Source organism: Streptomyces sp. NPDC001903 (genome assembly GCF_042891345.1).
Taxonomy (GTDB): domain Bacteria; phylum Actinomycetota; class Actinomycetes; order Streptomycetales; family Streptomycetaceae; genus Streptomyces.
In genome coordinates, this window is sequence record NZ_JBIASZ010000006.1 from 271,074 (window position 1) to 290,524 (window position 19,451).

Here is a 19,451-nt window from a genome sequence, read left to right on the forward strand (position 1 = left end):
ACATGCTGATCCCTCGTAGGGTCAAGCACCGCAAGCAGCACCACCCGAAGCGCAGCGGTATGGCCAAGGGCGGTACTGAGGTCTCGTTCGGCGAGTACGGCATCCAGGCGCTCACCCCCGCCTACGTGACGAACCGCCAGATCGAGGCGGCTCGTATCGCGATGACCCGTCACATCAAGCGTGGCGGCAAGGTCTGGATCAACATCTACCCGGACCGTCCGCTGACGAAGAAGCCGGCCGAAACCCGCATGGGTTCCGGTAAGGGTTCTCCTGAGTGGTGGATCGCGAACGTGCACCCGGGCCGGGTCATGTTCGAGCTGTCCTACCCGAACGAGAAGATTGCTCGTGAGGCGCTCACCCGCGCTGCTCACAAGCTTCCGATGAAGTGCCGGATTGTTCGGCGCGAGGCAGGTGAGTCGTGATGGCGACGGGAACCAAGGCGTCCGAGCTGCGTGAGCTCGGCAACGAGGAGCTCGTTGGCAAGCTGCGCGAGGCCAAGGAGGAGCTGTTCAAGCTCCGCTTCCAGGCGGCCACGGGTCAGCTGGAGAACAACGGCCGGCTCAAGTCCGTCCGTAAGGACATCGCTCGCATCTACACCCTGATGCACGAGCGTGAGCTCGGTATCGAGACGGTGGAGAGCGCCTGATGAGCGAGAAGAACGTGACTGAGACGAACGAGCGCGGCTTCCGCAAGACCCGTGAGGGTCTCGTCGTCAGCGACAAGATGGACAAGACCGTCGTCGTCGCCGTCGAGGACCGCGTCAAGCACGCGCTGTACGGCAAGGTCATCCGCCGTACGAACAAGCTCAAGGCTCACGACGAGCAGAACGCTGCCGGCGTCGGCGACCGCGTCCTCATCATGGAGACGCGTCCGCTGTCGGCGAGCAAGCGCTGGCGCATCGTCGAGATCCTCGAGAAGGCCAAGTAATCACCTGAGGGGTTTCCCTCAGGTCAGTTCCGCCAGGCTCGGCGAGGGGTTCCGGTGACGGACCCCTCGCCGGGAACCGGCAGACAAATCAGGAGATAGACGTGATCCAGCAGGAGTCGCGACTGCGTGTCGCCGACAACACTGGTGCCAAGGAGATCCTTTGCATCCGTGTTCTCGGTGGTTCGGGTCGCCGCTACGCGGGCATCGGTGACGTCATCGTCGCCACCGTCAAGGACGCGATCCCCGGTGGCAACGTGAAGAAGGGTGACGTCGTCAAGGCGGTCATCGTTCGCACCGTCAAGGAGCGCCGCCGCCAGGACGGCTCGTACATCCGCTTCGACGAGAACGCCGCTGTCATTCTCAAGAACGACGGCGACCCTCGTGGCACCCGTATCTTCGGCCCCGTGGGCCGTGAGCTGCGCGAGAAGAAGTTCATGAAGATCATCTCGCTCGCGCCGGAGGTGCTGTAAGCATGAAGATCAAGAAGGGCGACCTGGTCCAGGTCATCACCGGTAAGGACAAGGGCAAGCAGGGCAAGGTCATCGCGGCCATGCCCAGCGAGAACCGCGTCCTCGTCGAGGGTGTCAACCGGGTCAAGAAGCACACCAAGGCCGGTCAGACCGCTGGTGGTTCGCAGGCCGGTGGCATTGTGATCACCGAGGCCCCGATCCACGTCAGCAACGTTCAGCTGGTTGTGGAGAAGGACGGCCAGAAGGTCGTTACCCGCGTCGGTTTCCGCTTCGACGACGAGGGCAACAAGATCCGCGTTGCCAAGCGGACGGGTGAGGACATCTGATGGCTACCACTCCGCGTCTCAAGACGAAGTACCGCGAGGACATCGCGGGCAAGCTGCGTGAGGAGTTCTCCTACGAGAACGTCATGCAGATCCCCGGTCTCGTGAAGATCGTGGTCAACATGGGTGTGGGCGACGCCGCCCGCGACTCCAAGCTGATCGACGGCGCCATCCGCGACCTGACGACGATCACCGGTCAGAAGCCGGCCGTCACGAAGGCCCGCAAGTCCATCGCGCAGTTCAAGCTGCGTGAGGGTCAGCCGATCGGCTGCCACGTCACCCTCCGTGGTGACCGCATGTGGGAGTTCCTGGACCGTACGCTGTCGCTCGCGCTGCCGCGTATCCGTGACTTCCGTGGTCTGTCGCCGAAGCAGTTCGACGGCCGTGGCAACTACACCTTCGGTCTCACGGAGCAGGTCATGTTCCACGAGATCGACCAGGACAAGATCGACCGTACCCGGGGTATGGACATCACCGTGGTCACCACGGCGACCAACGACGCTGAGGGCCGCGCGCTCCTTCGTCACCTCGGCTTCCCCTTCAAGGAGGCGTAAGCGAGATGGCGAAGAAGGCTCTCATCGCGAAGGCTGCCCGCAAGCCCAAGTTCGGTGTGCGTGCGTACACCCGCTGCCAGCGCTGCGGTCGCCCCCACTCCGTGTACCGCAAGTTCGGCCTGTGCCGCGTCTGCCTTCGTGAGATGGCTCACCGTGGCGAGCTGCCGGGCGTGACCAAGAGCTCCTGGTAATTCCCGCAGGTCCGCAAGGACTTGGGAAGTTCCAGAGACTCTCGGTAAGCATCTGGTCGGTGGGTGCCCTGCTCCGCATGCCGTAGGCTTGTGGGGTTGGGCGTCCGCCGTCCATAACGACTTACTACGCCGTAGGTCCCCGCACCGCACCCGTCCCGCCACTGAGTGGGGAGAGGGATGGCGCATACAGGAAACCCCGGCGAGAGAGGCCGAAGGCCACTTCATGACCATGACTGACCCGATCGCAGACATGCTGACCCGTCTGCGTAACGCTAACTCGGCGTACCACGACACCGTCGTGATGCCGCACAGCAAGATCAAGTCGCACATCGCGGAGATCCTCAAGCAGGAGGGTTTCATCACCGGCTGGAAGGTCGAGGACGCCGAGGTCGGCAAGAACCTCGTCCTCGAGCTGAAGTTCGGGCCGAACCGTGAGCGCTCCATCGCGGGCATCAAGCGGATCTCGAAGCCCGGTCTGCGCGTGTACGCAAAGTCCACCAACCTGCCGAAGGTCCTCGGCGGCCTGGGCGTGGCGATCATCTCCACGTCCCACGGTCTCCTGACCGGCCAGCAGGCAGGCAAGAAGGGCGTAGGTGGGGAAGTCCTCGCCTACGTCTGGTAGTCGGGAACGGAGGAAAAGCAATGTCGCGAATCGGCAAGCTCCCCATCCAGGTTCCCGCCGGTGTGGACGTCACCATCGATGGCCGCACGGTCGCGGTGAAGGGCCCCAAGGGTCTCCTCTCGCACACCGTCGCCGCGCCGATCGAGATCGTCAAGGGTGAGGACGGCGTTCTGAACGTCACCCGCCCCAACGACGAGCGTCAGAACAAGGCCCTGCACGGCCTGTCCCGCACGCTGGTGGCGAACATGATCACCGGTGTGACCACGGGGTACGTCAAGGCTCTCGAGATCAGCGGTGTCGGTTACCGCGTCGCCGCGAAGGGCTCCGCTCTGGAGTTCCAGCTTGGTTACAGCCACCCGATCCTGATCGAGGCGCCCGAGGGCATCTCCTTCAAGGTCGAGTCGCCCACCAAGTTCTCGGTCGAGGGCATCGACAAGCAGAAGGTCGGCGAGGTCGCCGCCAACATCCGCAAGCTGCGGAAGCCCGACCCGTACAAGGCCAAGGGTGTCAAGTACGCCGGCGAGGTCATCCGCCGCAAGGTCGGAAAGGCTGGTAAGTAGCCATGGCATACGGTGTGAAGATCGCCAAGGGCGACGCGTACAAGCGCGCTGCCAAGGCTCGCCGCCACATCCGCATCCGCAAGAACGTCTCGGGTACGGCGGAGCGTCCGCGCCTCGTCGTGACGCGTTCCAACCGCAACATCGTTGCTCAGGTCATCGACGACCTCCAGGGTCACACCCTGGCGTCCGCGTCGACCCTGGACGCTTCGATCCGCGGTGGCGAAGGCGACAAGAGCTCGCAGGCCCAGGCTGTCGGCGCGCTCGTCGCCGAGCGTGCCAAGGCCGCGGGTGTCGAGACCGTCGTGTTCGACCGCGGTGGCAACCGATACGCCGGGCGCATTGCCGCTCTGGCTGACGCCGCCCGCGAAGCCGGGCTGAAGTTCTAAGCCCCGGTTCCGGGACTCACGGACGTAACAGAGAGAGGTAATCCAATGGCTGGACCCCAGCGCCGCGGAAGCGGTGCCGGTGGCGGCGAGCGGCGGGACCGGAAGGGTCGCGACGGTGGCCCTGCCGCCGAGAAGACCGCTTACGTTGAGCGCGTTGTCGCGATCAACCGCGTCGCCAAGGTTGTCAAGGGTGGTCGCCGCTTCAGCTTCACCGCGCTGGTCGTGGTGGGCGACGGTGACGGCACTGTAGGTGTCGGTTACGGCAAGGCCAAGGAAGTTCCCGCGGCCATCGCCAAGGGTGTCGAGGAAGCCAAGAAGAACTTCTTCAAGGTTCCCCGCATCCAGGGCACCATCCCGCACCCGATCCAGGGCGAGAAGGCGGCCGGCGTTGTCCTGCTGAAGCCTGCTTCCCCCGGTACCGGTGTTATCGCCGGTGGCCCGGTGCGCGCCGTTCTGGAGTGCGCCGGCGTTCACGACATCCTGTCGAAGTCGCTCGGCTCCGACAACGCGATCAACATCGTGCACGCGACCGTGGAGGCCCTCAAGGGCCTGCAGCGTCCCGAGGAGATCGCGGCTCGCCGTGGTCTGCCCCTCGAGGACGTCGCTCCCGCGGCTCTGCTCCGTGCGCGTGCGGGGGCGGGTGTCTAATGGCTCGCCTCAAGATCACGCAGACGAAGTCGTACATCGGTAGCAAGCAGAACCACCGCGACACGCTGCGTTCGCTCGGGCTCAAGCGCCTGAACGACGTGGTCGTCAAGGAGGACCGCCCCGAGTTCCGCGGAATGGTTCACACCGTCCGCCACCTCGTGACGGTTGAGGAGGTTGACTAATCATGGCTGAGAACAGCCCGCTGAAGGCCCACAACCTCCGTCCCGCCCCCGGCGCCAAGACCGCGAAGACCCGTGTCGGTCGTGGTGAGGCGTCGAAGGGTAAGACGGCCGGTCGTGGTACGAAGGGCCAGAAGGCCCGTTACCAGATCCCGCAGCGCTTCGAGGGTGGGCAGATGCCCCTCCACATGCGTCTGCCGAAGCTCAAGGGCTTCAAGAACCCGTTCCGCACCGAGTTCCAGGTTGTCAACCTGGACAAGCTCGGCGCTCTCTACCCCGAGGGTGGAGAGGTCACGGTGGCCGACCTGGTCGCCAAGGGCGCGGTGCGCAAGAACAGCCTCGTCAAGGTCCTGGGCCAGGGCGAGATCTCCGTGGCGCTGACGGTTTCGGTTGACGCCGTTTCCGCCTCCGCCAAGGAGAAGATTGCCGCTGCCGGCGGCACCGTCACCGAGCTCGTCTAAGACGACCTTTGTGACAAATAGCGAGTAAAACCCGACCGGGGATGCCTCACAAATGGGGCATCCCCGGTTGGTCGTTCCACGGGGGGCGCAGTCGCCGGTAAGGTGGCCTGCACCTTTGCTTGTACGTATTCGTCGATCCCTCAGACCGTCACCTCTGACGCAGTAGCGCGGGGGTCGCAGGAGGCACCGTGCTCACCGCGTTCGCCCGGGCGTTCAAGACGCCCGACCTGCGCAAGAAGCTGCTCTTCACGCTCGGCATCATCGTGCTGTTCCGGCTCGGGTCCCACATCCCGGTACCCGGCGTGAGCTACAAGAACGTTCAGATCTGTGTCGACCAGGCCGGGAGCAGCAACAGCCTCTTCGGTCTCGTCAACATGTTCAGCGGCGGTGCGCTGCTGCAGATCACGATCTTCGCGCTCGGCATCATGCCGTACATCACGGCGAGCATCATCCTGCAGCTGCTGACCGTGGTCATTCCGAAGCTGGAGAACCTCAAAAAAGAGGGTCAGTCCGGCACCGCGAAGATCACTCAGTACACGCGCTATCTGACGGTCGCACTCGCGATCCTGCAGGGCACCGGCCTCGTCGCCACCGCCCGCACTGGTGCCCTGTTCCAGGGTTGCCAGGTCGCCAGCCAGATCGTTCCGAACCGGTCGATCTTCACCACCATCGTCATGGTCGTCACCATGACCGCGGGTACCTGTGTCGTCATGTGGCTCGGTGAGCTCGTGACCGACCGCGGCATCGGCAACGGCATGTCGATCCTGATGTTCATCTCGATCGCCGCCGGCTTCATCGGCGCCCTGTGGCAGATCAAGCTCCAGGGCAAGATCGCCGACGGCTGGGTCGAGTTCGGCGTGGTCATCCTCGTCGGCCTGGCCATGGTCGCGCTCGTCGTCTTCGTCGAGCAGGCGCAGCGTCGGATTCCGGTCCAGTACGCGAAGCGCATGATCGGCCGCCGTGCGTACGGGGGCACCTCGACGTACATCCCGCTCAAGGTGAACCAGGCCGGTGTCATCCCGGTCATCTTCGCCTCGTCGCTGCTGTACATCCCGGCGCTGATCGTGCAGTTCAGCGGTTCGACCGCCGGCTGGGCCACCTGGATCCAGAAGCACTTCGTCAAGGGCGACCACCCGTACTACATCGCGGCCTACTTCCTCCTGATCGTCTTCTTCGCGTTCTTCTACGTGGCGATTTCTTTCAACCCCGAGGAAGTTGCAGACAACATGAAGAAGTATGGTGGGTTCATCCCGGGTATCCGCGCCGGTCGACCCACCGCCGAGTACCTGAGCTACGTGCTCAACCGGATCACCTGGCCGGGGTCGCTGTACCTGGGTCTCATCGCTCTTGTGCCGACGATGGCGTTGGCCGGCTTCGGAGCGAACCAGAACTTCCCGTTCGGCGGGACGAGCATCCTCATCATCGTGGGTGTGGGTCTGGAAACCGTGAAGCAGATCGAGAGCCAGCTCCAGCAGCGCAATTACGAAGGGTTCCTCCGCTGATGCGAATCGTCCTCGTCGGACCGCCCGGTGCGGGCAAGGGAACGCAGGCCGCGTTCCTTGCGAAGAACCTGTCGATCCCGCACATCTCCACGGGCGACCTCTTCCGGGCCAACATCAGCCAGAACACCGAGCTGGGCCAGCGCGCGAAGGCGTTCATGGACGCCGGTGACCTCGTCCCCGACGAGATCACCATCGGCATGGCCAAGGACCGGATGGAGCAGCCGGACGCCACGGGCGGCTTCCTGCTGGACGGCTTCCCGCGCAACGTCTCCCAGGCGGAGGCGCTGGACGAGATGCTGCAGGCCGCGAGCATGAAGCTGGACGCCGTCCTCGACCTGGAGGTCGAGGAGGACGAGGTCGTCAAGCGCATCGCCGGCCGCCGGATCTGCCGCAACGACTCGGCGCACGTCTTCCACGTCGTGTACGCGGCGCCGAAGGCCGAGGGCGTCTGCGACACCTGCGGCGGCGAGCTGTACCAGCGCGACGACGACTCCGAGGCGACCGTCCGCAACCGGCTCGAGGTCTACCACACGCAGACCGAGCCGATCATCGACTACTACAAGGCCCAGGGCCTGCTGGTGACGATCCCCGCCCTCGGCGAGGTCGCGGACGTCACGCAGCGTGCGATGGACGCGCTCAAGAAGTAGCGATCCTTGTGGTGAGCAGTAAGGCCGCGGTGTCCCCAGGACCCCGCGGCCTTACTGTTGAGACGACCGGCACGCCGGCATGAACGCAGTCCGAAGTCCGAAGGTGGAAGGCACTACCCATGGTCCAGATCAAGACCCCCGAGCAGATCGCGAAGATGCGCGAGGCAGGGCTGGTCGTCGCCGCCATCCACGCGGCGACCCGTGAGGCGGCCGTGCCGGGCGCCACGACGCGGGATCTGGACATGGTCGCGCGCAAGGTCATCGCGGACGCCGGGGCCAAGTCGAACTTCCTCGGCTACGGCGGCTTCCCCGCGACGATCTGCACGTCCGTGAACGAGGTCGTCGTCCACGGCATCCCGGACGACAAGACGGTCCTCAAGGACGGCGACGTCATCTCCATCGACGCCGGCGCGATCGTCGACGGCTGGCACGGCGACGCGGCGTACACGGCCTTCGTGGGCACCGGGCACGCTCCGGAGCTGATCGAGCTCTCCCGGGTGACCGAGGAGTCGATGTGGGCCGGCATCGCCGCGATGAAGCTCGGCAACCGCCTGGTGGACATCTCCAAGGCGATCGAGGGCTACATCCGCCGCCAGCCGCGGCCGGCGACCGGCAAGTACGGGATCATCGAGGACTACGGCGGCCACGGCATCGGTTCCGAGATGCACATGGACCCGCACCTGCTGAACTACGTCTCGCGCAAGCGGGGCAAGGGCATCAAGCTCGTCCCGGGCGTCTGCCTGGCCATCGAGCCGATGGTCTCCCTGGGCACCCCCCAGACGGAGGTCCTGGCGGACGACTGGACGGTCATCACCACGGACGGCACCTGGTCCTCGCACTGGGAGCACTCCATCGCCCTGACCGAGGCCGGGCCCATCGTCCTGACGAGCCCGGACTGCGGCAAGGCCAAGCTGGCCGAGTACGGCGTGACGACTGCGCCGGACCCGCTCGGTTAATGATCTACGCTGTGGGGCAAACTTTCCGGATTCGTCTTTCTGGGTGCCCTGACGTAGACTGACTCGTCGGCTCCTTTGCACCCGCATGTCCTCATGCGAAGCAGGGAGCTGATCAAGGTAGCCGATTCGAAGGGCGAAGCGTGGCCAAGAAGCAAGGTGCCATCGAAATCGAGGGCACCGTGATCGAGTCCCTCCCGAACGCGATGTTCAAGGTGGAACTGCAGAACGGTCACAAGGTCCTCGCGCACATCAGCGGCAAGATGCGTATGCACTACATCCGCATCCTCCCGGATGACCGGGTCGTTGTGGAGCTGTCTCCGTACGACCTCACGCGTGGCCGGATCGTCTACCGATACAAGTAGATCTTGTCCTCACTCCTGCCTGGGCGCACGTCCCGGTGCGGGTGGTGGCACTGACCCGGAGAACCTCACCAACATGAAGGTCAAGCCGAGCGTCAAGAAGATCTGCGACAAGTGCAAGGTGATCCGCCGTCACGGTCGGGTCATGGTCATCTGCGACAACCTGCGCCACAAGCAGCGCCAGGGCTGACGCACGCCGACCGACCTGCCTTCCGCAGTTCTTCGCGCGACGTAAGAAAACGTACATACGCAGAGCCCGCCCAGCCCTGAGAAGGGCCGGCGGCACCTCCGGCGGGGGCCGGGGACCCGGACGTACCACCACCCATCAGGTGTGGTCGGCGGTCGGGAGTGGTTCTGCGGAAGACCCCCGAACACACAGGAGCCATTGAATGGCACGCGTTTCCGGTGTTGACATCCCGCGCGAAAAGCGCGTGGAGATCGCACTCACCTACGTCTTCGGTATCGGGCGCACCCGGTCCAAGGAGATCCTCGCCTCCACCGGCGTGAACCCGAACACCCGCGTTCGTGACCTGGCCGAAGAGGACCTCGTCAAGATCCGCGAGTACGTGGACGCCAACCTCCGTACCGAGGGTGACCTCCGCCGCGAGATCCAGGGCGACATCCGCCGCAAGATCGAGATCCAGTGCTACCAGGGCATCCGCCACCGTCGTGGCCTGCCGGTGCACGGTCAGCGCACCAGCACGAACGCGCGTACCCGCAAGGGCCCGCGTCGCGCGATCGCCGGTAAGAAGAAGCCGGGCAAGAAGTAGTCCTGTTCAGCGGTCTTGCGCTGTAGGACCGACCACCTCCCGTAGGAGATTTAGATGCCCCCCAAGGGTCGTCAGGGCGCTGCCAAGAAGGTGCGCCGCAAGGAAAAGAAGAACGTCGCTCACGGGCACGCCCACATCAAGAGCACGTTCAACAACACGATCGTCTCGATCACGGACCCCTCGGGCAACGTGATCTCCTGGGCCTCCGCCGGCCACGTCGGCTTCAAGGGCTCGCGCAAGTCCACCCCCTTCGCCGCGCAGATGGCCGCCGAGTCGGCCGCCCGCCGCGCGCAGGAGCACGGCATGCGCAAGGTTGACGTCTTCGTCAAGGGTCCGGGCTCCGGCCGCGAGACCGCGATCCGCTCCCTCCAGGCCACCGGCCTCGAGGTCGGCTCGATCCAGGACGTCACCCCCACCCCGCACAACGGCTGCCGCCCGCCGAAGCGCCGCCGCGTCTGACGCAGCGGACGCACCTGTGCGTCTTTGAGTGTCCGGGCGGTGCGTTCCTCCTACGGGGGGACGCGCCGCCCGTACCCTTGCAGTACCTGGCTTTACCCGTCGGGCGTCAAATAGTGGGCGTCCACGACTGAAGGAACACACATGCTTATCGCTCAGCGTCCTTCGCTGACCGAAGAGGTCGTCGACGAGTACCGCTCGCGGTTCGTGATCGAGCCGCTCGAGCCGGGCTTCGGCTACACCCTCGGCAACTCGCTGCGCCGCACGCTCCTGTCCTCGATCCCGGGTGCCGCTGTCACCAGCATCCGCGTGGACGGCGTCCTGCACGAGTTCACCACCGTGCCCGGTGTCAAGGAAGACGTCACCGACATCATCCTCAACATCAAGCAGCTGGTCGTCTCCTCGGAGCACGACGAGCCGGTCGTGATGTACCTGCGCAAGCAGGGTCCCGGCCTGGTCACCGCTGCCGACATCGCGCCCCCGGCCGGTGTCGAGGTGCACAACCCGGACCTCGTCCTCGCCACGCTCAACGGCAAGGGCAAGCTGGAGATGGAGCTGACCGTCGAGCGCGGTCGCGGCTACGTCTCCGCCGTCCAGAACAAGCAGCTGGGCCAGGAGATCGGCCGCATCCCGGTCGACTCCATCTACAGCCCGGTCCTCAAGGTCACCTACAAGGTCGAGGCGACCCGAGTCGAGCAGCGCACCGACTTCGACAAGCTCATCGTCGACGTCGAGACCAAGCAGGCCATGCGCCCGCGCGACGCCATGGCGTCCGCCGGCAAGACCCTGGTCGAGCTGTTCGGTCTGGCGCGCGAGCTCAACATCGACGCCGAGGGCATCGACATGGGCCCGTCCCCGACGGACGCCGCCCTGGCCGCCGACCTGGCCCTGCCGATCGAGGAGCTCGAGCTCACCGTTCGGTCGTACAACTGCCTCAAGCGCGAGGGCATCCACTCCGTGGGTGAGCTCGTCGCCCGCTCCGAGGCCGACCTGCTCGACATCCGCAACTTCGGTGCGAAGTCGATCGACGAGGTCAAGGCGAAGCTGGCCGGCATGGGCCTGGCCCTCAAGGACAGCCCGCCCGGATTCGACCCGACCGCCGCCGCCGACGCCTTCGGCGCCGACGACGACGCGGACGCCGGTTTCGTCGAGACCGAGCAGTACTGAGCCTCCGGGCTCATCCCGTAGCACTTTCCCGGGGCAGCCGCCCCGGGGGAACTGACACCGGTACCTGACACGGCCGGTGCAGATATGAAGGAGTAACACCATGCCGCGTCCCGCAAAGGGTGCCCGTCTGGGCGGTTCCGCCGCGCACGAGAAGCACCTTCTCGCGAACCTCGCGAAGGCGCTCTTCGAGCACGGCCGCATCACCACCACCGAGGCCAAGGCCCGCCGCCTGCGTCCCTACGCCGAGCGTCTGGTCACCAAGGCCAAGAAGGGCGACATCCACAACCGTCGCCTGGTGCTGCAGACGATCACGGACAAGAGCATCGTGCACACGCTGTTCACCGAGATCGCCCCGCGCTACGAGAACCGCCCCGGTGGTTACACGCGCATCACCAAGATCGGCAACCGTCGTGGCGACAACGCCCCGATGGCCGTGATCGAGCTGGTCGAGGCCCTTACGGTCGCCCAGCAGGCCACTGGTGAGGCCGAGGCCGCCACCAAGCGCGCCGTGAAGGAGGCGGAGGCCGCCGAGGCTCCCGCCGCCGAGGAGACCAAGGAGGCCTGATCCCCTCCGGGATCACGCTGAACGGCTCTGAACGGGCCCGCCCCCTCCGGGGCGGGCCCGTTCTGCATTGGTTGGAAAGACGCAGCTGAGAGGATCGGTCACGTGAGTGACGAGGTGGAGCCCGGGCACGTCCGGGTACGGCTGGACCTGTCGTACGACGGGAAGGACTTCTCCGGCTGGGCGAAGCAGCGCGTGCTGCGGACCGTCCAGGGCGAGCTGGAGTCGGCCCTGCAGACCGTGATGCGGCTGCCGGACCCGGTCGAGCTGACCGTGGCCGGGCGGACCGACGCCGGCGTGCACGCGCGCGGGCAGGTCGCGCAGTTCGACGTGCGCGACGAGGTGTGGGCCGAGCACCACGACAAGCTGCTGCGCCGCCTCGCGGGCCGGCTGCCGCACGACGTACGGGTGTGGAAGGCCGCCGAGGCCCCCGAGGGCTTCAACGCCCGGTTCTCCGCCATCTGGCGCCGCTACGCCTACCGCGTCGGCGACCACCAGGGCGGCGTCGATCCGCTGCGCCGCGGGCACGTGCTGTGGCACCAGTGGCCGCTCGACGTGGACGCCATGAACGAGGCCGCCGCCGCGCTCCTCGGCGAGCACGACTTCGCCGCCTACTGCAAGAAGCGCGAGGGCGCCACGACCATCCGCACCCTCCAGCAGCTCAGCTGGGAGCGCGCCGAGGACGGGATCGTCACCGCGACCGTCCGCGCCGACGCCTTCTGCCACAACATGGTCCGCTCGCTGGTCGGCGCCCTGCTGCACGTCGGGGACGGCCACCGGCCGACCGACTGGCCGGGGAAGGTCCTGCGGGCCGCCGTACGGGACTCCTCGGTGCACGTGGTGAAGCCGCACGGGCTCACCCTGGAGGAGGTCGGCTACCCGGCGGACGAACTGCTGGCCGCCCGCAGCAAGGAAGCGCGCAACATGCGCACCCTCCCGGGCGCCGGCTGCTGCTGAGCACCGGGTAACCCGGTTGGGTGGATCGCCGCGCGACCGGGAGAATGCCCCGCATGGGACATCTCGAAGCCAGCCACCTGGAGTACTACCTTCCCGACGGGCGGGTCCTGCTCCCCGACGTCTCCTTCCGCGTGGGGGAGGGGTCGGTCGTCGCCCTCGTCGGGGCGAACGGCGCCGGCAAGTCCACCCTGCTGAAGCTGGTCTCCGGTGAGCTCCAGCCGCACGGCGGCGGGGTCACCGTCAGCGGCGGCCTCGGCGTGATGTCGCAGTTCGTGGGCTCCGTACGGGACGAGACGACCGTACGGGACCTGCTGGTCTCGGTGGCCCAGCCCCGGATCCGGGAGGCGGCGAAGGCCGTCGACCACGCCGAGCACCTGATCATGACGGTGGACGACGAGGCCGCCCAGATGGCGTACGCGCAGGCGCTCAGCGACTGGGCCGACGTCCAGGGCTACGAGGCCGAGACCCTGTGGGACGTCTGCACCATGGCCGCGCTGGCCATCCCGTACGACGCCGCCCAGTTCCGCGAGGTGCGCACGCTCTCGGGCGGCGAGCAGAAGCGGCTCGTACTGGAGGCGCTGCTGCGCGGGCCGGACGAGGTGCTGCTGCTCGACGAGCCGGACAACTACCTGGACGTCCCGGGCAAGCGGTGGCTGGAGGAGCAGCTGAAGGCCACCCGCAAGACGGTGCTCTTCGTCTCCCACGACCGGGAGCTGCTGTCCCGGGCCGCCGAGAAGATCATCAGCCTGGAGCCGAGCCCCACGGGCACGGACGTATGGGTGCACGGCTCGGGCTTCGACACCTACCACGAGGCCCGCAAGGAGCGCTTCGCGCGCTTCGAGGAGCTCAAGCGGCGCTGGGACGAGGAGCACGCCCGGCTGAAGGCGCTGGTCCTGCGGCTGCGCAACCAGGCGGCGAGCAGCCCCGACATGGCCTCGCGCTACCGGGCGATGCAGACGCGCTTCCAGAAGTTCGAGGAGGCCGGCCCGCCCCCGGAGCCGCCGCGCGAGCAGGACATCAAGATGCGGCTCAAGGGCGGCCGGACCGGCGTGCGGGCGCTGACCGTGGAGAACCTGGAGCTCACGGGGCTGATGAAGCCCTTCTCCCTGGAGGTCTTCTACGGGGAGCGGGTCGCGGTCCTCGGCTCGAACGGCTCCGGGAAGTCGCACTTCCTGCGGCTGCTGGCCGGCGAGGACGTCAAGCACACCGGTGATTTCAAGCTGGGCGCCCGGGTGGTCCCCGGTCACTTCGCGCAGACGCACGCCCACCCCGAGCTGTTCGGCCGCACGCTCGTCGACATCCTGTGGACGGAAGCCGCGAAGCCGCTCGGCCCCGCCATGGCCGTGCTGCGCCGGTACGAGCTGGAACGCCAGGGAGAGCAGCCGTTCGAGCGGCTGTCGGGCGGCCAGCAGGCGCGTTTCCAGATCCTGCTGCTGGAGCTGGCGGGCACCACGGCGCTGCTGCTGGACGAGCCGACGGACAACCTGGACCTGGAGTCCGCGGAGGCCCTCCAGGACGGTCTGGAGTCGTACGAGGGCACTGTGCTGTGCGTCACGCACGACCGGTGGTTCGCGCGGACATTTGACCGTTTCCTGGTCTTCGGTTCCGACGGTGTTGTGCGAGAGACTCAGGAACCCGTCTGGGACGAACGTAGGGTCGAGCGGAAGCGCTAGGGGGAGACCGCCCCCTCGGCCGGAGTGAGGGGGAGGCGTTGTGGGCCTGCGGCCTGGCATCTGGCTCATGAAGCGGGCGGACCTCCGTCTGGCCGACCGGCTGCTCGACTGGCTGCTGCGGCCCGCGTCCCGGCCCTGGCAGCTCCTCTCCCTCGCGGTGGTGCTGGGGGTCTGCGTCTCCACGAGCCTGCGGGAGAACTGGGGCTCCGACAACGCCTTCGTGGTCAAGGCGGCGCAGACGCTGTTGGCCGGCGGTTCGCCGTACGAGGACAAGCGCTTCCTGTACCTGCCCAGCGCGGTCCTCATGGCCGTTCCCGAGGCGCTGCTGCCGACGCCGGTGCTGCGCTGGAGCCTGCCGGTGGCGATGTCCGGGCTGCTGGGCATCGGGTGGCTGGCCGCGCTGCGGATGTTCTCGGTGCCGCTGCGCTCGCGCTTCGCGGTCGTCGGGTTCCCGCTGCTGGCCCTGGGCTACAAGCCGTACGTGAACCTCGTGCTGATCGGCAACTGGACGGCGATCTCGGCGGCCGCGCTGCCGGTGGCGCTGCTGCTCGCGCAGCGGCGGCGCTGGGGGGCGGCCGGGCTGGTGGTCGGGCTGGCGATCGCCTGCAAGCCGATGCTCGTGCCGGTCGGGCTGGTGTTCGTGATGGCGCGGCGGTGGCGGGGTCTGGCGGCGGCCGTGCTGGTGCCGCTGGGGCTCTCGCTGGCGGGCGCGCTGCTGATGCCGAGCCCGTCGTTGTTCTTCACCAAGACGCTGCCGTTCCTGCTCCAGGGGCAGGACGCGTACGCGCTGCCCTGGGACGCCTCGCCCATCGCGGTGCTGCCCCGGCTGGGGGTGCCGGAGCCGGTGGCGGTGCTGGTGGCCTTCGCGGGGGCCGGGGCCGGGCTGTGGGCCGCCTGGACGCGGTGGCGGCGCACGGGGGAGGAGACGGACGGGGGAGAGCTGCGGCTCGTGGAGACGGCCTGCATGGTGATGCTCACCGCATTCCTGGTCTCGCGGCCGTCCTTCGACCACTACCTGCTGGTGGTGCTCCCGCTGCTGCTGGCCTCGGCGGTGCGGCCGGGGTCGATGCCCCGCTCGCCCTGGTTCTGGCTGGCCTTGACGCCCCAGGTGGCGCTGGTGCCGTGGCCCTCCGAGCTGGCCCACAAACGGCGCGCGTTCAAGGACTGCGCCACCCTGTGCGGGCTCGCGATCCTGCTGGTGCGTCGTGCGGCGCGCTCGGTTCGGGTTACTCTGGAGCCCGTAACAACTGCGGGGTCCCCACCCAGGACCGAACCGGAGTGCGCCGCGACGCCAGCAGAATCGGCATCGCGGACCGCGTTTTGACCCGTACGGGTCTGCTTGGGTATCCTGCTGGTTTGTTATGCGTATTGGCTTTCTCATTCTCACGTGAAAGGCCTTACGCCGGTCCACCGGACCGATGACCAGCGGTTCACACGGGTTGCGTCCCCGATGTGAACGAGGGCTGTCGTGATCGTCCGTGGTGACCCTGTCAGGACCTTCCCGTGGGGGCTTGCGCCCTTGGGATACCACCACTGAAGAAGCGAAGGCATACGCGTGCGTACGTTCAGCCCCAAGCCCGGCGACATCTCGCGCCAGTGGCTCGTCATCGACGCCCAGGACGTTGTCCTCGGCCGTCTGGCGACCCAGGCAGCTGCCCTCCTGCGCGGCAAGCACAAGCCGACCTATGCGCCTCACATGGACATGGGCGACTTCGTCGTCATCATCAACGCCGACAAGGTTCACCTGTCCGGCAACAAGGCGTCCCAGAAGATGGCGTACCGCCACTCCGGCTTCCCGGGCGGTCTCCGCTCCGTGCGCTACGACGACCTCCTGGCGAACAACCCGGAGAAGGCCGTCGAGAAGGCCGTCAAGGGCATGCTCCCCAAGAACACCCTGGGCCGTCAGATGCTCTCGAAGCTGAAGGTCTACTCGGGCGACCAGCACCCGCACGCTGCCCAGCAGCCGGTGCCGTTCGAGATCACCCAGGTCGCGCAGTAGTTCCGGCCACCCCCTAAGACGTAGAAAATTCTGAGGAGCATCGTGGCCGAGACCACCGCCGAGACCCCCGTCGAAGAGTTCGAGGGCGTCGAGGAGTACACCACCGAGTCTGAGGTCGTCGTCGAGGGCGACTACACCTCCGAGTCCCTTGCCGGCCGCTTCGGCGACCCGCAGCCGGCCGCCGGCCTGGGCCGTCGCAAGAACGCCATCGCCCGCGTCCGGATCGTTCCGGGCACCGGCAAGTGGAAGATCAACGGTCGCACCCTTGAGGACTACTTCCCCAACAAGGTGCACCAGCAGGAAGTCAACGAGCCGTTCAAGCTCCTTGAGCTCGACGGTCGCTACGACATCATCGCCCGCATCGCGGGTGGCGGCGTCTCCGGTCAGGCCGGCGCCCTGCGCCTCGGCGTGGCCCGTGCCCTGAACGAGGCCGACGTCGACAACAACCGCCCGGCGCTGAAGAAGGCCGGCTTCCTCTCCCGCGACGACCGTGCGGTCGAGCGCAAGAAGGCCGGTCTCAAGAAGGCCCGTAAGGCTCCGCAGTACAGCAAGCGTTAATCTGCGCCTGCTGTTCAGCAACAACCGCCCCGGCAGCACTCTCCGTGCTGCCGGGGCGGTTCGTTTACCGCCACAAGCGGCAAATACATGTCACAAGCGGTCACAAACGAAGTGTGAACTCGGGAGGACAACAGTGGGACAACTCTTCGGGACGGACGGTGTACGCGGCGTCGCCAACGCGGATCTGACGGCTGAGCTCGCGCTCGGCCTCTCCGTGGCAGCTGCCCACGTACTCGCCGAGGCGGGCACCTTCGCGGGCCACCGCGCGACCGCGGTCGTCGGCCGCGACCCGCGGGCCTCCGGCGAATTCCTGGAGGCCGCGGTCGTCGCCGGCCTCGCGAGCGCGGGCGTGGACGTCCTGCGCGTCGGTGTGCTGCCCACCCCGGCGGTGGCGTATCTCACCGGTGCGCTGGGTGCCGACCTCGGCGTGATGCTCTCCGCCAGCCACAACGCGATGCCCGACAACGGCATCAAGTTCTTCGCCCGCGGCGGCCACAAGCTCGCCGACGAGCTCGAGGACCGGATCGAAGCCGTCTACGAGGAGCACCGCACCGGCGCCCCCTGGGACCGGCCCACCGGCGCCGGCGTCGGCCGTGTCTCCGACTACGACGAGGGCTTCGACAAGTACGTCGCGCACCTCATCGGGGTCCTCCCCAACCGCCTCGAAGGCCTCAAGATCGTCCTGGACGAGGCGCACGGCGCGGCCGCCCGCGTCTCGCCCGAGGCCTTCACCCGGGCGGGAGCCGAGATCGTCACCATCGGTGCCGAGCCCGACGGCCTCAACATCAACGACGGCTGCGGCTCCACCCACCTGGAACTCCTCAAGCAGGCCGTGGTCGAGCACTCCGCCGACTTCGGCATCGCGCACGACGGCGACGCGGACCGCTGCCTCGCGGTCGACGCCACCGGCGCCGAGATCGACGGCGACCAGATCCTCGCGGTGCTGGCCCTGGCCATGCGCGAGGCCGGGCAGCTGCGCGGCAACACCGTCGTCGGCACCGTGATGTCCAACCTCGGCTTCAAGCTGGCCATGGAGGGCGAAGGCATCGACGTCGTGCAGACCGGTGTCGGCGACCGGTACGTGCTGGAGTCGATGAAGGAGAACGGCTACGCGCTCGGCGGCGAGCAGTCGGGCCACGTGATCATCCTCGACCACGCGACGACCGGCGACGGCACGCTCACCGGCCTGCTGCTCGCGGCGCGCGTCGCGGCCACGGGCCGCTCGCTCGCCGAGCTCGCGGGCGTCATGCGGCGGCTGCCGCAGGTGCTGATCAACGTCCCGGACGTGGACAAGTCCCGGGTCGCGACCTCCGGCGAGCTGGCCGCGGCCGTCGCCGACGCCGAGCGCGAGCTGGGCACCACCGGGCGCGTGCTGCTCCGTCCGTCCGGTACCGAGCCGCTCGTACGGGTGATGGTCGAGGCCGCCGACATCGAGCAGGCCCGCGCGGTCGCCGGCCGGCTGGCGGACGCCGTGAAGTCGGCGCTCGGCTAGTCCTGTTCCACCGCTCGGCCCCGCCCCCTCGATCAGGGGGCGGGGCCGACGGCGTTCCCGGGACCGCTCAGGTGGTCTTGGGGCGGCGGGACCAGCGGCCGCGCTGGGTCCGCCACAGCGCCTTCTGTCCGTACAGGGTCAGGACACCGGCCAGCATGATCCCGCCCAGGTTGATCAGCAGCTGCTCGACCGATCCCCACATCTGGGCGAGGTCCCCGTAGCTGAGGGCCACGGCGGCGTTCGCGCCGGCCGGGACGGTGGTCACGGAGATGGCCACGCCGACCAGCGCCCCCGACTTGGCGGAGGTCAGGGACAGTACGCCCGCCATGCCCGCGAGCACCGACACCACGAAGGACAGCGGGTCCGGCTGCCAGATGAAGCCGGTGTTGGGGCGGGGCCGCTCCAGCATCTCCGCGTGGAACTGCCCGATCGCGTCCATCCCCAGGCTGAACACGGTGGTGGCGATGATCGCCGAGACGAAGCCGATCAGCAGCGCGCCCAGGGAGCGCAGGGCGTGCCGCGGCTCGCGCTGCACGACCGCGGTGCAGACGCCCGCGAGCGGCCCGAACTCGGGGCCGACCGCCATCGCACCCACGATCAGGACGGCGTTGTCCAGCACCACGCCGCAGGCCGCGATCATCGTCGCGAGGATCATGAACGCGGCGTACGTGATGCTGAGCGTGGACTCCTCGTGGGTGACCTCGGTCAGCTGCTCCCACAGCACCGCGTCGGCCGCCTCGCCCGGGGCCTCCTCCTCGGCCGCCTCGGCCCGCCGCGACAGGACGAGGTCGATGTTCTCGACGGCGATCGAGCCGTCCCGCTCGATGCTGAGCTCCCGCAGCTTGCGCAGCAGCTCGTCCCCCGCCTCCCGGGCGACGTCGCACAGCACCAGGTCGCCGCGGGGCTCGCGGGCGGCGCCCGGCAGGACGACCAGATGGGTGGTGCCGACCATCGACTCGATGGCCGAGACCACGGCGTCGGTCCGGTCGCCCGGCGTGATCAACCGCAGGTGCAGCATGGCCGCACCCTAGT

At 67.6% G+C, this 19,451-nt stretch carries 29 protein-coding genes; 28 read left to right on the plus strand and 1 reads right to left on the minus strand.

The features are described from left to right. The first annotated feature begins 2 nt into the window (after positions 1-2). The 28 genes from rplP (at position 3) to glmM (ending at position 18,419) form a co-directional block, all read left to right on the plus strand. Positions 3-422, plus strand: a complete 420-nt coding sequence (rplP, locus tag ACFYZS_RS16610) for a 50S ribosomal protein L16 (protein ID WP_112447745.1) — start codon at positions 3-5, stop codon at positions 420-422. After that, on the plus strand, positions 422-646 hold the full coding sequence (gene rpmC, locus ACFYZS_RS16615) for a 50S ribosomal protein L29 (protein ID WP_008739703.1): 225 nt from the start codon (positions 422-424) through the stop codon (positions 644-646). The genes rplP and rpmC overlap by 1 nt, the downstream gene beginning before the upstream one ends. Continuing rightward, positions 646-927 (plus strand): 30S ribosomal protein S17, encoded by a 282-nt coding sequence (rpsQ, locus tag ACFYZS_RS16620; protein WP_030026328.1) that lies wholly within the window; start codon positions 646-648, stop codon positions 925-927. The genes rpmC and rpsQ overlap by 1 nt, the downstream gene beginning before the upstream one ends. Before the next feature lie 101 nt (positions 928-1,028). After that, positions 1,029-1,397, plus strand: coding sequence for a 50S ribosomal protein L14 (gene rplN / locus ACFYZS_RS16625; RefSeq protein WP_003956455.1), 369 nt, complete (start codon positions 1,029-1,031; stop codon positions 1,395-1,397). A gap of 2 nt (positions 1,398-1,399) precedes the next feature. Then, the gene (gene rplX, locus ACFYZS_RS16630) at positions 1,400-1,723 is read left to right on the plus strand and encodes a 50S ribosomal protein L24 (protein WP_030154701.1); all 324 of its coding nucleotides are present in this window, start codon (positions 1,400-1,402) and stop codon (positions 1,721-1,723) included. Continuing rightward, the gene (rplE, locus tag ACFYZS_RS16635) at positions 1,723-2,274 is read left to right on the plus strand and encodes a 50S ribosomal protein L5 (RefSeq protein ID WP_030154702.1); all 552 of its coding nucleotides are present in this window, start codon (positions 1,723-1,725) and stop codon (positions 2,272-2,274) included. The genes rplX and rplE overlap by 1 nt, the downstream gene beginning before the upstream one ends. Before the next feature lie 5 nt (positions 2,275-2,279). Then, positions 2,280-2,465: a type Z 30S ribosomal protein S14 gene (locus ACFYZS_RS16640; RefSeq protein WP_003956452.1), complete on the plus strand. Its 186-nt coding sequence runs from the start codon at positions 2,280-2,282 to the stop codon at positions 2,463-2,465. 223 nt (positions 2,466-2,688) lie between these two features. Beyond that, positions 2,689-3,087, plus strand: a complete 399-nt coding sequence (gene rpsH / locus ACFYZS_RS16645) for a 30S ribosomal protein S8 (RefSeq protein WP_007265911.1) — start codon at positions 2,689-2,691, stop codon at positions 3,085-3,087. Between the two features lie 20 nt (positions 3,088-3,107). Further along, positions 3,108-3,647, plus strand: coding sequence for a 50S ribosomal protein L6 (gene rplF, locus ACFYZS_RS16650; RefSeq protein WP_030154703.1), 540 nt, complete (start codon positions 3,108-3,110; stop codon positions 3,645-3,647). 2 nt (positions 3,648-3,649) lie between these two features. Continuing rightward, the gene (gene rplR / locus ACFYZS_RS16655; protein WP_030008471.1) at positions 3,650-4,033 is read left to right on the plus strand and encodes a 50S ribosomal protein L18; all 384 of its coding nucleotides are present in this window, start codon (positions 3,650-3,652) and stop codon (positions 4,031-4,033) included. A gap of 45 nt (positions 4,034-4,078) precedes the next feature. After that, positions 4,079-4,681 carry a 30S ribosomal protein S5 gene (rpsE, locus tag ACFYZS_RS16660; RefSeq protein ID WP_048476518.1) on the plus strand — a complete coding sequence of 201 codons (603 nt, stop codon included), beginning with the start codon at positions 4,079-4,081 and terminating at the stop codon, positions 4,679-4,681. Next, on the plus strand, positions 4,681-4,863 hold the full coding sequence (rpmD, locus tag ACFYZS_RS16665; RefSeq protein ID WP_005313525.1) for a 50S ribosomal protein L30: 183 nt from the start codon (positions 4,681-4,683) through the stop codon (positions 4,861-4,863). Before rpsE ends, rpmD begins: the two co-directional genes overlap by 1 nt. A gap of 2 nt (positions 4,864-4,865) precedes the next feature. Next, complete coding sequence (gene rplO, locus ACFYZS_RS16670) at positions 4,866-5,321, plus strand: 50S ribosomal protein L15 (RefSeq protein ID WP_030154704.1); 456 nt, start codon at positions 4,866-4,868, stop codon at positions 5,319-5,321. A gap of 188 nt (positions 5,322-5,509) precedes the next feature. Further along, positions 5,510-6,823, plus strand: a complete 1,314-nt coding sequence (gene secY / locus ACFYZS_RS16675) for a preprotein translocase subunit SecY (RefSeq protein ID WP_030298219.1) — start codon at positions 5,510-5,512, stop codon at positions 6,821-6,823. Next, a complete protein-coding gene (locus tag ACFYZS_RS16680; protein WP_389012281.1) occupies positions 6,823-7,470 on the plus strand; it encodes an adenylate kinase in 648 nt (215 codons plus the stop codon). The genes secY and ACFYZS_RS16680 overlap by 1 nt, the downstream gene beginning before the upstream one ends. A gap of 119 nt (positions 7,471-7,589) precedes the next feature. Beyond that, positions 7,590-8,426: a type I methionyl aminopeptidase gene (gene map, locus ACFYZS_RS16685; protein WP_030154708.1), complete on the plus strand. Its 837-nt coding sequence runs from the start codon at positions 7,590-7,592 to the stop codon at positions 8,424-8,426. Between the two features lie 140 nt (positions 8,427-8,566). Next, positions 8,567-8,788 (plus strand): translation initiation factor IF-1, encoded by a 222-nt coding sequence (gene infA / locus ACFYZS_RS16690; RefSeq protein WP_003956442.1) that lies wholly within the window; start codon positions 8,567-8,569, stop codon positions 8,786-8,788. A 73-nt stretch (positions 8,789-8,861) separates the two neighbouring features. Beyond that, on the plus strand, positions 8,862-8,975 hold the full coding sequence (gene rpmJ, locus ACFYZS_RS16695; protein WP_003956441.1) for a 50S ribosomal protein L36: 114 nt from the start codon (positions 8,862-8,864) through the stop codon (positions 8,973-8,975). Between the two features lie 199 nt (positions 8,976-9,174). Next, a complete protein-coding gene (rpsM, locus tag ACFYZS_RS16700; protein WP_007265919.1) occupies positions 9,175-9,555 on the plus strand; it encodes a 30S ribosomal protein S13 in 381 nt (126 codons plus the stop codon). A gap of 54 nt (positions 9,556-9,609) precedes the next feature. After that, positions 9,610-10,014, plus strand: coding sequence for a 30S ribosomal protein S11 (rpsK, locus tag ACFYZS_RS16705; RefSeq protein ID WP_003956432.1), 405 nt, complete (start codon positions 9,610-9,612; stop codon positions 10,012-10,014). Between the two features lie 141 nt (positions 10,015-10,155). Next, on the plus strand, positions 10,156-11,178 hold the full coding sequence (locus ACFYZS_RS16710) for a DNA-directed RNA polymerase subunit alpha (protein WP_007265920.1): 1,023 nt from the start codon (positions 10,156-10,158) through the stop codon (positions 11,176-11,178). Between the two features lie 100 nt (positions 11,179-11,278). Further along, positions 11,279-11,743, plus strand: coding sequence for a 50S ribosomal protein L17 (rplQ, locus tag ACFYZS_RS16715; protein ID WP_215023458.1), 465 nt, complete (start codon positions 11,279-11,281; stop codon positions 11,741-11,743). A gap of 102 nt (positions 11,744-11,845) precedes the next feature. Next, complete coding sequence (gene truA / locus ACFYZS_RS16720; RefSeq protein WP_030154712.1) at positions 11,846-12,697, plus strand: tRNA pseudouridine(38-40) synthase TruA; 852 nt, start codon at positions 11,846-11,848, stop codon at positions 12,695-12,697. Positions 12,698-12,750: 53 nt separating this feature from the next. Further along, positions 12,751-14,370, plus strand: coding sequence for an ABC-F family ATP-binding cassette domain-containing protein (locus tag ACFYZS_RS16725; protein ID WP_389012285.1), 1,620 nt, complete (start codon positions 12,751-12,753; stop codon positions 14,368-14,370). 67 nt (positions 14,371-14,437) lie between these two features. Next, on the plus strand, positions 14,438-15,694 hold the full coding sequence (locus tag ACFYZS_RS16730) for a glycosyltransferase family 87 protein (protein ID WP_389012288.1): 1,257 nt from the start codon (positions 14,438-14,440) through the stop codon (positions 15,692-15,694). A 231-nt stretch (positions 15,695-15,925) separates the two neighbouring features. After that, positions 15,926-16,369: a 50S ribosomal protein L13 gene (gene rplM, locus ACFYZS_RS16735; RefSeq protein ID WP_030154717.1), complete on the plus strand. Its 444-nt coding sequence runs from the start codon at positions 15,926-15,928 to the stop codon at positions 16,367-16,369. A gap of 42 nt (positions 16,370-16,411) precedes the next feature. Continuing rightward, positions 16,412-16,927 carry a 30S ribosomal protein S9 gene (gene rpsI, locus ACFYZS_RS16740; RefSeq protein WP_030154718.1) on the plus strand — a complete coding sequence of 172 codons (516 nt, stop codon included), beginning with the start codon at positions 16,412-16,414 and terminating at the stop codon, positions 16,925-16,927. Positions 16,928-17,060: 133 nt separating this feature from the next. After that, positions 17,061-18,419, plus strand: a complete 1,359-nt coding sequence (gene glmM / locus ACFYZS_RS16745) for a phosphoglucosamine mutase (RefSeq protein ID WP_389012292.1) — start codon at positions 17,061-17,063, stop codon at positions 18,417-18,419. Positions 18,420-18,486: 67 nt separating this feature from the next. Here the strand turns inward: glmM and ACFYZS_RS16750 are convergent, their stop codons facing one another. Then, positions 18,487-19,437 (minus strand): DUF389 domain-containing protein, encoded by a 951-nt coding sequence (locus ACFYZS_RS16750; protein WP_389012295.1) that lies wholly within the window; start codon positions 19,435-19,437, stop codon positions 18,487-18,489. Positions 19,438-19,451 lie beyond the last annotated feature (14 nt).

What these genes read in the sequence shown, in the direction of transcription:
- rplP (WP_112447745.1), top strand. Translation starts at nt 3, where the DNA reads ATGCTGATCCCTCGTAGGGTCAAGCACCGCAAGCAGCACCACCCGAAG.
- rpmC (WP_008739703.1), top strand. Translation starts at nt 422, where the DNA reads ATGGCGACGGGAACCAAGGCGTCCGAGCTGCGTGAGCTCGGCAACGAG.
- rpsQ (WP_030026328.1), top strand. Translation starts at nt 646, where the DNA reads ATGAGCGAGAAGAACGTGACTGAGACGAACGAGCGCGGCTTCCGCAAG.
- rplX (WP_030154701.1), top strand. Translation starts at nt 1,400, where the DNA reads ATGAAGATCAAGAAGGGCGACCTGGTCCAGGTCATCACCGGTAAGGAC.
- rplE (WP_030154702.1), top strand. Translation starts at nt 1,723, where the DNA reads ATGGCTACCACTCCGCGTCTCAAGACGAAGTACCGCGAGGACATCGCG.
- ACFYZS_RS16640 (WP_003956452.1), top strand. Translation starts at nt 2,280, where the DNA reads ATGGCGAAGAAGGCTCTCATCGCGAAGGCTGCCCGCAAGCCCAAGTTC.
- rpsH (WP_007265911.1), top strand. Translation starts at nt 2,689, where the DNA reads ATGACCATGACTGACCCGATCGCAGACATGCTGACCCGTCTGCGTAAC.
- rplF (WP_030154703.1), top strand. Translation starts at nt 3,108, where the DNA reads ATGTCGCGAATCGGCAAGCTCCCCATCCAGGTTCCCGCCGGTGTGGAC.
- rplR (WP_030008471.1), top strand. Translation starts at nt 3,650, where the DNA reads ATGGCATACGGTGTGAAGATCGCCAAGGGCGACGCGTACAAGCGCGCT.
- rpsE (WP_048476518.1), top strand. Translation starts at nt 4,079, where the DNA reads ATGGCTGGACCCCAGCGCCGCGGAAGCGGTGCCGGTGGCGGCGAGCGG.
- rpmD (WP_005313525.1), top strand. Translation starts at nt 4,681, where the DNA reads ATGGCTCGCCTCAAGATCACGCAGACGAAGTCGTACATCGGTAGCAAG.
- rplO (WP_030154704.1), top strand. Translation starts at nt 4,866, where the DNA reads ATGGCTGAGAACAGCCCGCTGAAGGCCCACAACCTCCGTCCCGCCCCC.
- ACFYZS_RS16680 (WP_389012281.1), top strand. Translation starts at nt 6,823, where the DNA reads ATGCGAATCGTCCTCGTCGGACCGCCCGGTGCGGGCAAGGGAACGCAG.
- map (WP_030154708.1), top strand. Translation starts at nt 7,590, where the DNA reads ATGGTCCAGATCAAGACCCCCGAGCAGATCGCGAAGATGCGCGAGGCA.
- rpmJ (WP_003956441.1), top strand. Translation starts at nt 8,862, where the DNA reads ATGAAGGTCAAGCCGAGCGTCAAGAAGATCTGCGACAAGTGCAAGGTG.
- rpsM (WP_007265919.1), top strand. Translation starts at nt 9,175, where the DNA reads ATGGCACGCGTTTCCGGTGTTGACATCCCGCGCGAAAAGCGCGTGGAG.
- rpsK (WP_003956432.1), top strand. Translation starts at nt 9,610, where the DNA reads ATGCCCCCCAAGGGTCGTCAGGGCGCTGCCAAGAAGGTGCGCCGCAAG.
- ACFYZS_RS16710 (WP_007265920.1), top strand. Translation starts at nt 10,156, where the DNA reads ATGCTTATCGCTCAGCGTCCTTCGCTGACCGAAGAGGTCGTCGACGAG.
- rplQ (WP_215023458.1), top strand. Translation starts at nt 11,279, where the DNA reads ATGCCGCGTCCCGCAAAGGGTGCCCGTCTGGGCGGTTCCGCCGCGCAC.
- ACFYZS_RS16725 (WP_389012285.1), top strand. Translation starts at nt 12,751, where the DNA reads ATGGGACATCTCGAAGCCAGCCACCTGGAGTACTACCTTCCCGACGGG.
- ACFYZS_RS16730 (WP_389012288.1), top strand. Translation starts at nt 14,438, where the DNA reads ATGAAGCGGGCGGACCTCCGTCTGGCCGACCGGCTGCTCGACTGGCTG.
- ACFYZS_RS16750 (WP_389012295.1), bottom strand. Translation starts at nt 19,437, where the DNA reads ATGCTGCACCTGCGGTTGATCACGCCGGGCGACCGGACCGACGCCGTG.